At 68.8% G+C, this 13596-nt stretch carries 7 protein-coding genes and 1 pseudogene; 1 reads left to right on the top strand and 7 read right to left on the bottom strand.

Going from position 1 to position 13596, the window contains the following annotated elements; translation table 11 throughout:
• Positions 1 to 232: 232 nt before the first annotated feature.
• Positions 233 to 646: a lipopolysaccharide assembly protein LapA domain-containing protein gene (locus tag WBN91_RS23615; RefSeq protein WP_443217782.1), complete on the top strand. Its 414-nt coding sequence runs from the start codon at positions 233 to 235 to the stop codon at positions 644 to 646.
• A 16-nt stretch (positions 647 to 662) separates the two neighbouring features.
• Here WBN91_RS23615 and WBN91_RS23610 read toward each other — a convergent pair whose 3' ends face one another.
• The 7 genes and pseudogenes from WBN91_RS23610 to cobN all read right to left on the bottom strand — a co-directional run bounded on the left by WBN91_RS23610 (position 663) and on the right by cobN (position 13589).
• The gene (locus WBN91_RS23610; protein WP_337729098.1) at positions 663 to 3332 is read right to left on the bottom strand and encodes a cellulose binding domain-containing protein; all 2670 of its coding nucleotides are present in this window, start codon (positions 3330 to 3332) and stop codon (positions 663 to 665) included.
• A gap of 176 nt (positions 3333 to 3508) precedes the next feature.
• Entirely contained in the window at positions 3509 to 4543 is a 1035-nt protein-coding gene (locus WBN91_RS23605; protein ID WP_337729097.1) for a LacI family DNA-binding transcriptional regulator, read from the bottom strand.
• On the bottom strand, positions 4540 to 5937 hold the full coding sequence (locus WBN91_RS23600; protein ID WP_337729100.1) for a GH1 family beta-glucosidase: 1398 nt from the start codon (positions 5935 to 5937) through the stop codon (positions 4540 to 4542). Before WBN91_RS23600 ends, WBN91_RS23605 begins: the two co-directional genes overlap by 4 nt.
• Positions 5938 to 5948: 11 nt before the next feature.
• A complete protein-coding gene (locus WBN91_RS23595; RefSeq protein ID WP_337729099.1) occupies positions 5949 to 6737 on the bottom strand; it encodes a carbohydrate ABC transporter permease in 789 nt (262 codons plus the stop codon).
• A gap of 64 nt (positions 6738 to 6801) precedes the next feature.
• A pseudogene (locus WBN91_RS23590) lies at positions 6802 to 7713 on the bottom strand (carbohydrate ABC transporter permease); the annotation flags it as partial.
• A 45-nt stretch (positions 7714 to 7758) separates the two neighbouring features.
• Positions 7759 to 9045 carry an ABC transporter substrate-binding protein gene (locus WBN91_RS23585; protein WP_337729096.1) on the bottom strand — a complete coding sequence of 429 codons (1287 nt, stop codon included), beginning with the start codon at positions 9043 to 9045 and terminating at the stop codon, positions 7759 to 7761.
• A 935-nt stretch (positions 9046 to 9980) separates the two neighbouring features.
• Positions 9981 to 13589, bottom strand: coding sequence for a cobaltochelatase subunit CobN (gene cobN, locus WBN91_RS23580; protein WP_337727094.1), 3609 nt, complete (start codon positions 13587 to 13589; stop codon positions 9981 to 9983).
• Between the last annotated feature and the right edge of the window lie 7 nt (positions 13590 to 13596).

Here is a 13596-nt window from a genome sequence, read left to right as displayed (position 1 = left end):
CTGCACCCGGGGAAATCTGTGGTAGCCCTTCGGGCAGGCCATACGGGGATGACACAAGCAAGAAGCCCAGGTAGAGGAGTGCCGTGCGGCAGCTTCGTGAAAAACCTGGCGCGCGCGGGTGAGTCGGCGCAAGCGCGCGGTAGGCGAGAGGAAACCCTGGGCTTGTGCGGCCATGTGGGTGGTGGGGGCGGTCTGACTGGCGGTTGGCCTGTCTCAGTCCGATAATCGCCACGTGACCACTCCCCGTGACGAGGACCGCACGGACGCGATCCCCACCGCACCCATCCCGGAGGGTCCTCCCCCGGTGGGTCCGACGGCCGTGGACCGGCAGCCCGAGAGTCGGTTGACGCCTGACAAGGGTGCGCCTGCGCCTGGGACCACCAAGATCAAGTCGACTCGGATCAGCGGCACGTGGGTGGCGGTGCTGGCCTCGATCGTCGTCTTGATCTTCCTGCTGGTCTTCATCCTGCAAAACCTGACCGATGCCACGATCCACTTCTTCGGCATCGCGGCGACCCTGCCGTTGGGTGTGGCGCTCTTGTTCGCCGCCATCGGTGGGGCCGTGGTGGTGGCGCTGGTCGGCGCAGCCAGAATTCTCCAGCTGCGCCGCCAGGCCAAACGAGGGCTGCGCGCCTCCAACCACTAAGCCGAGCCTTCAACCACTAAGCCGAACAAGGACCGCCGTTCAGCGTGAAGCCGGTGGGATTGACGTTGCTGCCCTGCCAGCTCGCCTGGAATCCGAACTCCACCGAGCCACCCGCCGCGATGGTCCCGTTCCAACCCTCGTTGGTCACCGTGACAACGGCGTCGGTCTGCGACGCCTTGCCGTTCCACGCGTTGCTGATCACCTGTCCGCTGGGGAAGGTGAACTTCAACGCCCATCGTGAAAGCGCGTTCACGCCCGTGTTGGTGATCTTCACCGAGGCCGTGAACCCCCCAGTCCACTGACTGGAGACCTTGTAGTCCACCTTGCACGTCACCGGCGGCAGCGTGGTGGTGCTGGTGGTGGTCGTGGTGGTCGTGGTGGTTGTGGTGCTGGTTGACGTCGACGTGGAGGTCGTCGGGGACGGACCCACGGGGTCGGCGTACAAGATGCCGCGCCCGTTCGCGCCCAGGTAGACCCGCCCGTACACCCGCGGATCGCCGGTGATCGCCTCGCCCATGTTCCCGAACTGGTGCCGGTCGTCGTTGATGCGGACCCAGTTCGCGCCCACGTCGTCCGACCGGTAGACCCCGTTCCCGGACCCCAGGTTCGCCACCGCGTACAGGGCCGGGTACGTCTTGCCCTCCGCGGCCTTGCCGAAACCGATGTTCACCGCCGAGGTCACGCTGGCCACCCGAGCCACCGAAGCGCCACCGTCGACCGACCGGAACAACCCGCCTTCCCCGGCCAGCCAGAGCTCACCTTCCTTGCCGGGCACGGCGTGCAGCTTCGACGCCGCCACCGTGGCACCAGCGGTGAACGAAGCACCGCCGTCCACGCTGGAGTACACCCGCCCGCCGGCCAGCGCGTAGAACCGCCGCGGGTTGACCCGGTCGGACTCCACGACAGCCCCGGTCGGCACCCCGCTGGACGCCGTCCACGAGTTGCCGAACCCGACCGAGTAGTGCACGGCCGCCCCAGCCGGGCTCCACACGAAACGGGACCCGTCAGCCGCCGCCGCGACAGTCCCGCCACCGCTGACCCCGCCGGGCTCGGAACCGGCGAACCAGTTGGCGCCGCCGTCGGTCGAGAAGGCCACGTGCGCGGCGCCGTCGACGTTGCCGGACCGCACCATGACCGCGGGCGTCGACTCGGCGTAGTCGAGGGACGTCGTGGTGGTGAAGTTGGGCTGGAGGAACATCATCGGCGGCACCTTGGTCAGGTCCGTGTGCCGGAACCCGCCGATGTCACCCAGACCGCTGATCAGCGGCGCACCTGCCGGCGGGCTGATCAGGTCCAGCACCGCGGTCTCCTCCAGACCGCCCACCACCGGCTTGATGGTGATCTGCCCGCCGCTGTCCCACTTGGTCAGATCAGTCGTCCCGTAGATGGTCGCGCCGGTGCCGTACAGCATCCGGTTGGAGTCGAACGGGTCGATCTCCATCGACTCGACCATCCACCCCAGCTTCGGCGTGACCTCGGGCGGCTGCGGGTTGGCGCCCCACGTCAGCCACGGTGCGGCCGAGATGTCCATCTTGTACCGGAAGCTGCGGTTCGGGTACGAGGTGAAGTCCCACGCCCGCGTCCACGTGGCACCGCCGTCGACCGACCGGAACAGGACGACGTCCGGCCACCAGGAGATCTGGGTGGACACCATGAGGACGTTCGGGTTCTGCCGGTCCACGGTCAGCCCGGAGTACCCGAAGGTGTTGTCCGCACTGGTGGACGGCACCGGGCTGATCCGCGTCCACGTCCCGCCCACGGTGTCGTACTTCCACACGTCACCCTTGCCGCCGTCGTACGGCCCGCCGGTGTCGCTGGTCGCGATGTACAGCGTGGACCCGGCCAGGACGCCCTTGTGCGCCAGGAAACCGGTCGGCTGGCCGGCCAGCCGTGCCCAGGTCGCCCCACCGTCCACACTCCGGTACACGGTGTTCTGCTTGTCCGCGACGCCGACGTAGATCGTCCGGCTGACACCGCCCGCCGACGAATTGGGGTCGAAGGTCACCCACACGACACCCTGGTTGTCGCTGGAGTACCCGCTGGTGTCGTTCGGGTCGACCACGTAGTTCCCGGGGTTCGGGAACGAGGTAACCTGCCCCCAGGTGGCGCCACCATCCGTGCTGCGCCACAAGCCCTTGCCGCTGGGCGCGCCGAAGTACAGCACCCGCCCGTCGTTGGGGTCGACGGCCAGCCGCTCGCCCATGCCGCGGCCGGGCATGTTGCCGCCGAGCTTGAACGGCAGCACGGACGCCTGCCAGGTCGCGCCGCGGTCGGCGGAGCGCAGGATGGCGCCGTTGCCGGGGTCCCAGCTGTTGGTGTACATGCCCACGGCCGCGTACACCTTGGACGCGTCCTTCGGGTCGGGGGCGATGGAGGCGACGCCGTTCCAGCCCCACCGGTCCCAGCCGACGAAGTCCAGCAGGGGGATCCAGCGGCCGGTGGTCTTGTCCCACCGGTAGGCGCCGCCGATGTCGGTGCGGGCGTAGATCAGGTCCTTCTCGGCGGGCGAGAAGACGATCCCGGGCACGAAGCCGCCGCCCGCGATCTCGACGTTCTTCCAGTCGTACTGCTGCTCGGCCGCCGCCGCGGCGGGTCGGGTCTGGGTGGACACCAGCACCAGCCCCACCGCCGCGCACACCGCGGCCACCACGGCGACCAGCCGCTTCACCACGAGTCGGGGTGCCATCGATCAAGCGCTCCTTTGCGCAAGGGATCAACGAAGGCGGACCACGATGGCGGTCAGGTCCACACGGGTCGGTGCGCGAGCCGGTCACACCCAGCCGTTCTGGGAGCGCTCCCAGAACTGCTCCGCTCGAACGTTAACGCCCCGGCCCACCCCAGGGCACTAGGCCGAACGAGTGATCAGGCGCTGACGCGCTTCACCATCGACGTCGGCAGCAGCAGGAACGGCGGCAGGTTCTCCTCGCCCGCCAGCTCCGCCATCAGCCGCCACGTCATGGTCCGGCCCAGCTGCTCGACGTCCTGCCGGATCGTGGTCAGCGGCGGCACCGCGGTGGAGGCGATCATCAGGTCGTCGAACCCGACCACGGCCACGTCCTCGGGCACCCTCTTGCCGTGGGCGTGCAGGGTCTGCAACGCGCCCAGCGCCATGATGTCGGCCGCGACGAACACGGCGTCGATGTCCGGCTCGCGCGACAGCAGCTCCTCCATCGCCGCCGCGCCGCTCTCCGGGGTGAAGTCGCCGTAGGCCACCAGGTCGACCGGCAGCCGGGCCTGCGACATCCCGCGCTTCCACCCGGACAGCCGGTCCATGCCCACGGCCATGTCCCGGGGACCGGCGATCGAAGCGATTCGCTTGCGGCCCGCCGAAGCCAGGTACCGGGCCGCTTCCATCGCCCCGTTGAAGTTGTCCGAGTCCACATAGGGCACGCCACCCGCGCCGAGCGGCCTGCCGCCCACGACGGTCGGCAGGCCCGCGTCGGCCAGCGTGCGGGGCAGCGGGTCCTGGCCGTGCAGGCTGATCACCAGCACGCCGTCCACGTGGCCGCCGCACAGGTAGTTGACCAGGTCCTGCTCGTCGCCCTCCTTGCTCATCATGAGGACGAGCTGGACCCGCTTGCCCGCCAGTTCGGCGTGCACACCGCGCAGGACACCGGCGAAGAACGGGTCCGCGAGCACCCGGCTGCCCTGCTCCGACACGACCAGCGCGATGCAGTTCGCGCGGCTGCCGGCCAGCGTGCGCGCCGCCTGGTTCGGGCTGTAGCCCAGGCGCGTGATGGCCTGGGCCACGGCCTCACGCGCCTTCGAGCTGACGTACGGTTCGCCGTTGATCACCCGCGACACGGTGGACTTGGACACCCCGGCGGCCCGGGCCACCTCTTCGAGCCGGGTGTTGGGTCGGCGCGTCGCCTTGGGGGGATCAACGGCATCGGTCACGAGGCGGCCGTCGCTGAGAGCACGTTGCCCCGGGCAACCTTCGAGTACCACATGGCGCTCATCTTAGGTGTCCGGACTTGCGTCTCGTAATCGACATGCACGATCCCGAACCGCTTGGCGTAACCCTCCGCCCATTCGAAGTTGTCCATCAGCGACCACGCGAAGTAGCCGCGCAGGTCGACACCCTCCTGGATGGCCTCCCACGCCGCCCGCAGGTGCGAGTGGATGTAGTTGAGCCGGTCGACGTCCTCGATCGAGCCGTCCGAGGAGATCGCGTCCGGGTAGGCCGCGCCGTTCTCGGTCACGTACAGCGGGATGTCGGTGTACTCCCGGGCGACCCGGACCAGGACCTTCTTCAGCCCGTCCGGCTCGACCTCCCAGTCCATGTCGGTGCGGGGCAGCCCGCGGCTGGGGAAGGACACGTGCTCGGCGCCCACCCACGGCGACCCGGTGGGGCGGCGGCCCTCGGCGACCGGGGCCGGCGGCTCGGACTTGGCGCTGACGAAGTGCTCGGCGTAGTAGTTGACGCCCAGCTGGTCCAACGGCGTGGAGATGATCTCCAGGTCGTTCTCCCGGATGTGCTTGGTGAACCCGTACGGCGTCAGGTCCTGCACGATGTCCTCGGGGTACTCGCCCTTGAACAGCGGGTCCAGGAAGATCCGGTTCTGGAGGCCGTCCAGCCGCCGCGCCGCGTCCAGGTCGGCGGGGTCCTCGGGGTCGGCGGGGATGATCGGGTACATGTTCAGCGTGATGCCGACCTTGGCGTCGGCCTTCTGCGCGCGAATCGCTTCGACGGCGAGACCGTGCCCGAGCAGCAGGTGGTGCACCGCCGCCACGGCCGCCTCCGGCTCCTGCCGGCCGGGCGCGTGGATGCCCGCCGCGTAGCTCAGGAACGAGGAGCACCACGGCTCGTTGAGCGTGGTCCAGTTCTCCACCCGGTCGCCCAGCGTGCCCACGACCGACTCGGCGTACTCCGCGAAGCGGTACGCGGTGTCCCGGTTGGCCCAGCCGCCCTTGTCCTCCAGGGTCTGCGGCAGGTCCCAGTGGTAGAGGGTCAGCCAGGGCGTGATGCCCTTCTCCAGCAGCGCGTCGACCAGCCGGGAGTAGAAGTCCAGGCCGGCCTGGTTGACGGGGCCCGCGTCGGGCCGCACCCGCGGCCAGGCGGTGGAGAACCGGTAGGCGTGCAGGCCCAGGTCGGCCATCAGCTGGACATCGGATTCCACGCGGTAGTAGTGGTCCGCCGCGGGCTCACCGGTGTCGCCGCCGACCACGGCGCCGGGCGTCTCGCAGAACGTGTCCCAGATGGACTTGGTGCGACCGTCCACAGTGGTCGCACCCTCGACCTGGAACGCCGCGGTCGCGGCGCCCCAGACGAAGCCCTCGGGAAAGGAAATCGACTCCACAGCTACCCCTTCACAGCACCCTGCATGATACCGGCGACGATCTGCCGCCCGAGGACGAGGAACACGAGCAGAATCGGGACCGTCGCGAGCGTGGTCCCGGCGAGCACGAGCGAGTTGTCGACGTAGTAGCCGCTCTGGAGCTTCTCCAGGGCCACCTGCATGGTCGGGTTCTCGGCGTCGAGGACCACCAGCGGCCACAGGAAGTCGTTCCAGGACATCATGAACGTGAACACGCCCAGCATCGAGGCGGCCGGGCGCACGGCCGGCAGGCACACGTGCCAGAACGTGCGCAGCAGGCTGCACCCGTCCATGCGGGCGGCTTCGATGAGCTCGTCCGGGACGGCGTCGACGATGTACTGGCGCATCCAGAACACCCCGAACGCGGTGATCAGGTTCGGGATGATGACCGCGCCGAGCGTGCCGGACCAGCCGAACTCGGCCATCGCCATGTACAGCGGGATGATGCCCAGCTGCGTGGGCACCGCCAGCGTGGCGATCACGAACACCAGCAGCGGCCCGCGCCCGCGGAAGCGCAGCTTGGCGAAGGCGAACCCGGCCAGCGTGGACAGCAGCACGACCGACAGCGTCACCGTGCCGGAGACGATGATGCTGTTGCCCAGCGCCTTCCAGAACGGGATGGTGTCGAAGACGCGGCCGGCGTTGACGAAGAACTTCCCGCCCGGCAGCAGCGGCCCGTCCGCGCTGTCGTCGTTGCTGGCCACCACGAACGACCAGTAGAACGGGAAGGCCGAGCCCAGGATGAAGGCGATCAGCGGTCCGTAGACGCCGATGCCGGGTCGCTTGACCGTCGACGACGAGCCGCGCCGCACTGGCGTGGCACCCTTCTTCAGCACGTCAGCCCTCCCCGGTGCCGGCGAGGCGGCGTGTGAGCAGGAAGTTGATCCCCGCGATGACGATGATGATCATGAACAGCACCCAGGCCATCGCCGAGGCGTAGCCGAGGTCCTGCGAGGTGAAGCCCGATTGGTACATGTAGAGCACGACCGTCTGGTACTGGTTGGTCGCGCCGCCGTTGTTGCCGCCGGAGGGGGCGAACAGCTTGGGCTCGGTGAAGATCTGCAAGCCGCCGATGGTCGAGGTGACGACGACGAAGATCAGCGTCGGGCGCAGCAGCGGCAGCGTGATGCTGAAGAACTGGCGCGCCCGGCTCGCGCCGTCCACGACGGCGGCTTCGTAGACGTCGCGCGGGATGGCCTGCATGGCGGCCAGCACGATCAGCGCGTTGTAGCCGGTCCACCGCCAGTTGACCATCGTGGCGATGGCGACGTGGCTCCACCACCGGTCGGCCTGCCAGTCGATGCGGCCGATCCCGAAGAACTCCAGGATGTCGTTGATCATGCCGTACTGCGGCCCGAACAGGTCGCCGAAGATGATCGTCAACGCCACGAGGCTGGCCACGTAGGGCAGCAGCACGCCCATGCGCCACGCGGTCCGCGCGCGCAGCGCGGTGTTGAGCAGCACGGCCAGCAGCACCGCGACCACCAGCTGCGGGCCGCTGGAGAGCACGAAGATGCTCAGCGTGTTGACCAGGGCGTTCCAGAACTGGCTGTCCGTCGCCAGGGTGACGTAGTTGTCGATGCCGATGAACGGCGTCTCGTCCGCGCCCAGCTCCCAGTCGAACAACGACACGTAGGCCGTGTAGATCAGCGGGAACAAGCCGGTGATGGCGAACAGGATGAAGAAGGGGGCGATGAACAGGTAGGGCGTGTACTTGACGTCGAAGTGGGTGAGGCGGTAGCGCCACGAGAGCTTGACGTCCTCGTCGTCCGCGCGCCACCGTGAGTTCGGTGGTCACTTGGCAGCCTTCTTGGCTCCCTCGACGACCATCTGCCAGCCCTCGTCGGCGGTCTTGCCCTGCTCGACGGCCTGGAGCGCCGGTGCGATCACGTTGTCCTGGATCTCGCCGTCCTTCGGGCCCTTGTACTGGGCGCCGGCGACCTTGTTGGCCTGCTCGGCGAACAGCAGACCGACCTTCTCACCACCGAAGTAGTCGTTGGTCTTGTTCAGCAGCTCGGGCGAGATCAGCGCCTGGGTCTGGCTGGGGAAGGTGCCCTTGGCGACGAACGCCTTGATCTGCTGCTCGGGGGCGGTCAGCCACGCGGCCAGCTTCGCGGCCTCCTTGGCGTTCTTGGACTGCTTGGGCACGGTCAGGTACGAGCCGCCCCAGTTGCCGCCGCCGCCGGGGAAGGCGGCCGTGACGGCCCAGTGGCCCTTGTGCTCGGGACCGGCGTTGCCCTCGATCACGCCCAGCATCCACGACGGGCAGGTCTTGGTGGCGAAGGCGGACTGCTTGAAGCCGTTCTGCCACTCCGGGCTCCACGCGGCGAGCTTGGCCGACTGGCCGCGCGCGACCGCGCCGGTGACCTGCGTCCAGAACTTCTTGTCGTCGTTGGTCTCGATGACCAGCTTGTCGTCGCGGTCGAAGTAGCCGGTCTTGGCCTGGTTGTGCATCGGGTTGAAGACCTGGGCAGCCGAGTCGAACCACGGCTTGCCGGTGGCCTTGACGTACTTGTCGCCGGCCTCGAAGTAGGCGTCCCACGAGGTGAACAGGGCCTTCACGCCCTCGGGGTCGCTGGGCAGGCCGGCGGCCTCGAAGAGGTCCTTGCGGTAGCACATGGCCAGCGGGCCGATGTCGGTGCCGTAGCCGATGAGCTTGCCGTCCTTGGTCGTGACGGCGTCGGTCTTCCACTGGAGCCAGCGGTCGGCGCGCACGTCCGACGGGCCGATCTCCTTGAGGTCGTTGAACTGGCCGGACTTGGCCATGACCTGGCTGAGGTAACCCTCCTCGACCGCCTCCACGTCGGCCAGACCGGAACCCGCGCCGAGCTTGGTGAACAGGTTCTGGTGGTGCGGGTTGCCCTGACCGGTCTTGCGGTGGGTGATCTTGACGTTCGAGTTCGCGGCCTCGTACTCCTTGAAGAGCTCTTCGTAACCGAACTCGTTGAACGTGGCCACGGTCAGCTCGACCTTGCCGTCCGAAGACGCGCCGGACCCTCCCGACCCACATGCCGCGGTGACTGCGGCGAGCACTGCGGTGCAGGCCACGACCTTGGCCAAGCCCGCTCGACGGTTGCGCACGAGAACTCCTCAGTTGATCGGCGGTGACGTTCTGGGAGCGCTCCCAGGTTTTGGCGAGTGTGGTTCGCACCACGCACACGTGTCAAGCGCCCGTGTCCGCGCTGTTACCTACACGCCAACGAGTGATGACCGGACCGGTGCGGGTGTATCCGCACTGGGACGGTCTCCGCACACCGGGTTACGACGTGGAGCGCTCCCGGGCGCCCAACTCACCCACTCCGGACACTCCGGACACCTCACCCAGCCTTCCGCCACAGGCCTGTTGCACCCCTATTAACACCCCCTACCAACCGGCGACATATTCCGCCGCCCGCAGGGCGCTACGCGCCGAAGGCGCGAGCCGAAGCGGCTAGCGCCCACGGGAAGGGCCTCGGTTTCTTTCCCCGTCCGGCCTGGGCGAAGCCCAACCACGCTTGGTCCGTTTTTGCAACCAGCTTTTCCGGTTGCGAAAACGGACCAAGTGTGGTTGCCTCCGGCAGGTCGGACGGGGAAAGAAACCGACGCCCTTCCCCCCGGGGGCCTGCCGCGCGGCGAGCGCTGCTTTTCATCTTGAGAGCGCGGAGCGCGTTCGAGCTTGCGAGCGCGGAGCGCGTCCTGTTCGGACCCGCGAAGCGTGCGTTTGGGAAGCGAAGCGCCTGTCTAAAGATTAAAAGAGCCTCGCCGGCGGGCAGGCCGCCAAGGATGGACGGAAAAGAAAGGGCGGGGGCTTCTTCCGTCATCCCCGTATGGCCTGGCAAAGCCAACCACACTTTCCAGGGGTTGCCGCTAAAACTTTTTGCTCGTTCCTCGCAAAAACTTTCGGCTGCAACCCCTGGAAAGTGTGGTAGCCCTTCGGGCAGGCCATACGGGGATGACGGAAGAAGCCCAAGTCGGGAGGTCTGCTGCGCGAGCTACTTCGAAGAGCGTGCGCTCGCGTGACCGGGTCGCCTTGGGTGTCAGCGGCCGTCTTCCAGGTCGCCCTCGGTTTCCAGGTACACCGCCTTGAGGGCGTCCAGGGTTTCCTGTTCCGGGTGTTCCCACATTCCCCGGTCCGCTGCCTCCAGCAGACGTTCCGAGATGCCGTGCAGTGCCCACGGGTTGGATTCGGACAGGAACTTGCGGTTTTCCGGGTCCAGGACGTAGCTGGCCGCCAGTTGTTCGTACATCCAGTCGGCCACCACGCCCGTTGTTGCGTCGTAGCCGAAGAGGTAGTCGACTGTTGCGGCCAGTTCGAAGGCGCCCTTGTAGCCGTGTTTGCGCATTGCCGACAGCCAGCGGGGGTTGACGACTCGGGCTCGGAAGATTCGGTTGGTTTCTTCGTGCAGGGTTCGGGTGCGGACGGCGTCGGGGCGGGTGCTGTCGCCTACGTAGGCTGCTGGGGCTTTGCCGGTCAGGGCTCGGACTGTGGCGACCATGCCGCCGTGGTATTGGAAGTAGTCGTCCGAGTCGGCGATGTCGTGTTCGCGGGTGTCGATGTTCTTCGCTGCCACCGCGATGCGCTTGTAGGCGGTTTCCATGTCGGTTCGGGCCTCGACGCCGTCCAGTTCGCGGCCGTACGCGTAGCCGCCCCACACCGCGTAGACCTCGGCCAGGTCGGCGTCGTCGCGCCAGTTGCGGCTGTCGATTAGCGGGAGCAGGCCTGCGCCGTAGGCGCCGGGCTTGGAGCCGAAGATGCGGAGGGTGGCTCGGCGGCGGTCGCCGTGGTCGGATTCCGCTGCTTGGGCGTGGGCGCGGATGTAGTTGTGTTCGGCGGGCTCGTCCAGGGCGGCGACTAGTTGGACGGCGTCGTCCAGGAGCGCGACTACGTGCGGGAATGCGTCTCGGAAGAAGCCGGAGATGCGGACGGTCACGTCGATGCGGGGGCGGCCCAGTTCGTCCAAGGGCATCGGTTCCAGGCCCGTGACTCGGCGGGACTGGTCGTCCCACACCGGGCGGACGCCCATCAGGGCCAGGACTTCCGCGATGTCGTCGCCTGCCGTGCGCATGGCGCTGGTGCCCCACACCGAGAGGCCGACCGACGCGGGCCACTGGCCGTCGTGGTCGGTGCGGTAGCGGTCCAGCAGGGAGTCCGCCATCGCCTGGCCGGTTTCCCAGGCCAGCTTGGACGGCACCGCCTTGGGGTCTACGGAGTAGAAGTTGCGGCCGGTCGGCAGAACGTTCACCAAGCCGCGCAGCGGGGAGCCGCTCGGGCCGGCGGGGACGTAGCCGCCGTTGAGCGCGTGCAGGGTGTTGGTCAGCTCGTCGGTGGTGCGGGCCAGGCGTGGGACCACTTCTCGTGCGCCGAACTCCAGGATGCGGGCGACGTCCTCGTTGTCGGTGAGGGTGCGGGCGGTCGCCGGGGCCCAGTCGGCGTCCTCCATCGCCTGGACCAGGGCGCGTGCCTCGGCCTCGACGGCGTCGACGGAGGTGCGGGTGGAGTCCTTGAGGCCCAGGGCCTCGCGCAGGCCCGGCAGGGCGGCGACCTGGCCGGCCCACATCTGCTTGGCCTGGAGGATCGCCAGCACCAGGTTGACGCGGGTCTCCCCCGTGGGCGGCTCGCCGAGCACGTGCAGGCCGTCGCGGATCTGGACGTCCTTGACCTCGCACAGCCAGCCGTCCACGTGCAGGATCAGCTCGTCGAACTCGGCGTCGTGCGGGCGGTCGTCCAGGCCCAGGTCGTGGTCGAGCTTCGCGGCCTGGATCAGGGTCCAGATCTGGGCGCGGATCGCCGGCAGCTTCGCCGGGTCCATCGCGGCGATGGTGCCGTGCTCGTCCAGCAGCTGCTCCAAGCGGGCGATGTCGCCGTAGCTGTCGGCGCGGGCCATCGGCGGCACCAGGTGGTCTACCAGGGTGGCGTGCACGCGGCGCTTGGCCTGCGTGCCCTCGCCCGGGTCGTTGACCAGGAACGGGTAGATCAGCGGCAGGTCACCGAGGGCCGCGTCCGGGCCGCAGCCGGCGGACATGCCGACCGCCTTGCCGGGCAGCCACTCCAGGTTGCCGTGCTTGCCGACGTGCACGACGGCGTCCGCGCCGAACTCCGACTCCAGCCACCGGTACGCGCCCAGGTAGTGGTGGCTGGGCGGGAGGTCCGGGTCGTGGTAGATGGCGATGGGGTTCTCGCCGAAGCCGCGCGGCGGCTGGACCATGACGACGACGTTGCCGGACCGGAGCGCGGCCAGGACGATCTCGCCGTCCTTGTCCCGGGACCGGTCGACGAACAGCTCGCCGGGGGCCTGGCCCCAGTGCTGTTCGATCTCCTGCCGGGTGTCCTCGGGGAGGGTGGCGAACCACTCGCGGTAGGCGGAGGCCTTGATGCGCACCGGGTTGCCCTGGATCTGCTCCTCGGTGAGCCAGTCCACGTCCTGACCGCCGGCGGCGATGAGCGCGTGGATCAGGGCGTCGCCGTCGAGGTTGTCCACGCCGGGCAGGTCGTCGCCGATGTCGTAACCGTTGTCGCGCAGGGCGTTGAGGAGCCGGACGACGCTGGCCGGGGTGTCGAGGCCGACCGCGTTGCCGATGCGGGAGTGCTTGGTCGGGTAGGCCGACAGCATGACGACGATCTTCTTGTCGGCGTTGGGGATGTGCCGGAGTCGTGCGTGGCGGACGGCGATGCCGGCCACGCGCAGCGCGCGCTCGGGGTCGGCGACGTAGACGGTGAGACCGTCCTCGTCGACCTCCTTGAAGGAGAACGGGACGGTGATGATCCGGCCGTCGAACTCGGGGATGGCGACCTGGGTGGCGGTGTCCAAAGGGGACAGTCCGTCGTCGTTCTCGTCCCACGCGGCACGGCTGGAGGTCAGGCACAGGCCCTGGAGGATCGGGATGTCGAGCGCGGCCAGCGCGCCCACGTCCCAGGCGTCGTCGTCCCCGCCCGCGGAGGCCGTGGCGGGCTTGGTGCCGCCGGCCGCGAGCACGGTCACGACCAGCGCGTCGGCCTTGCCGAGTTCGGCGAGCAGTTCGGGTTCGGCGGTGCGCAGGGACGCGCAGTAGATCGGCAGCGCCCGGCCGCCCTTGGCCTCGATCGCGTCGCAGAGGGCGTGCACGAACGCGGTGTTCCCGGCGACGTGGTGAGCCCGGTAGTACAACACCGCCACGACCGGAGCCGCCAAATTGTCGGTGGTCGGTGGGACGATGGAAGCGGGGGCCGGAGGCCGCCCCTCGGCGCGCTCCAGCAGGCCCCAGGTGGGGGCGGCGACGGGCGGGTTGAAGCCGAAACCGGTCAGCAGGACCGTGTCGGACAGGAAGTTGAAGAGCTCGGCGAGGTTCGCCGGGCCGCCGTGGGCGAGGTAGGCATGCGCCTCCGCGCACACCCCGCCCGGCACGGTGGACAGCTCCATCAGCGGCGCGTCCGGGTTCTGCTCACCGCCGAGCACGACGACCGGGCGGGGGCCGGCGAGCAGCCAGTCCAGGCCCTCCTCCCACATCCGCCGACCGCCCAGGATGCGCACGACCACCAGGTCCACGCCCTCAACCAGGGCGGGCAGGTCGTCCACGGTCAGCCGGGCGGGGTTGCCCAGGCGGAAGTCGGCGCCGCTCGATCGGGCGGACAGCAGGTCGGTGTCGGAGGTCGACAGCAGCAGGATCACGTGCGGG

It is taken from the genome of Saccharothrix sp. CCNWYY140, assembly GCF_037401995.1.
Taxonomy (GTDB): Bacteria; Actinomycetota; Actinomycetes; order Mycobacteriales; family Pseudonocardiaceae; genus Actinosynnema.
The sequence above is the reverse complement of the archived record's forward strand: the minus strand, read 5'-3'. Positions and strand labels throughout refer to the sequence as shown.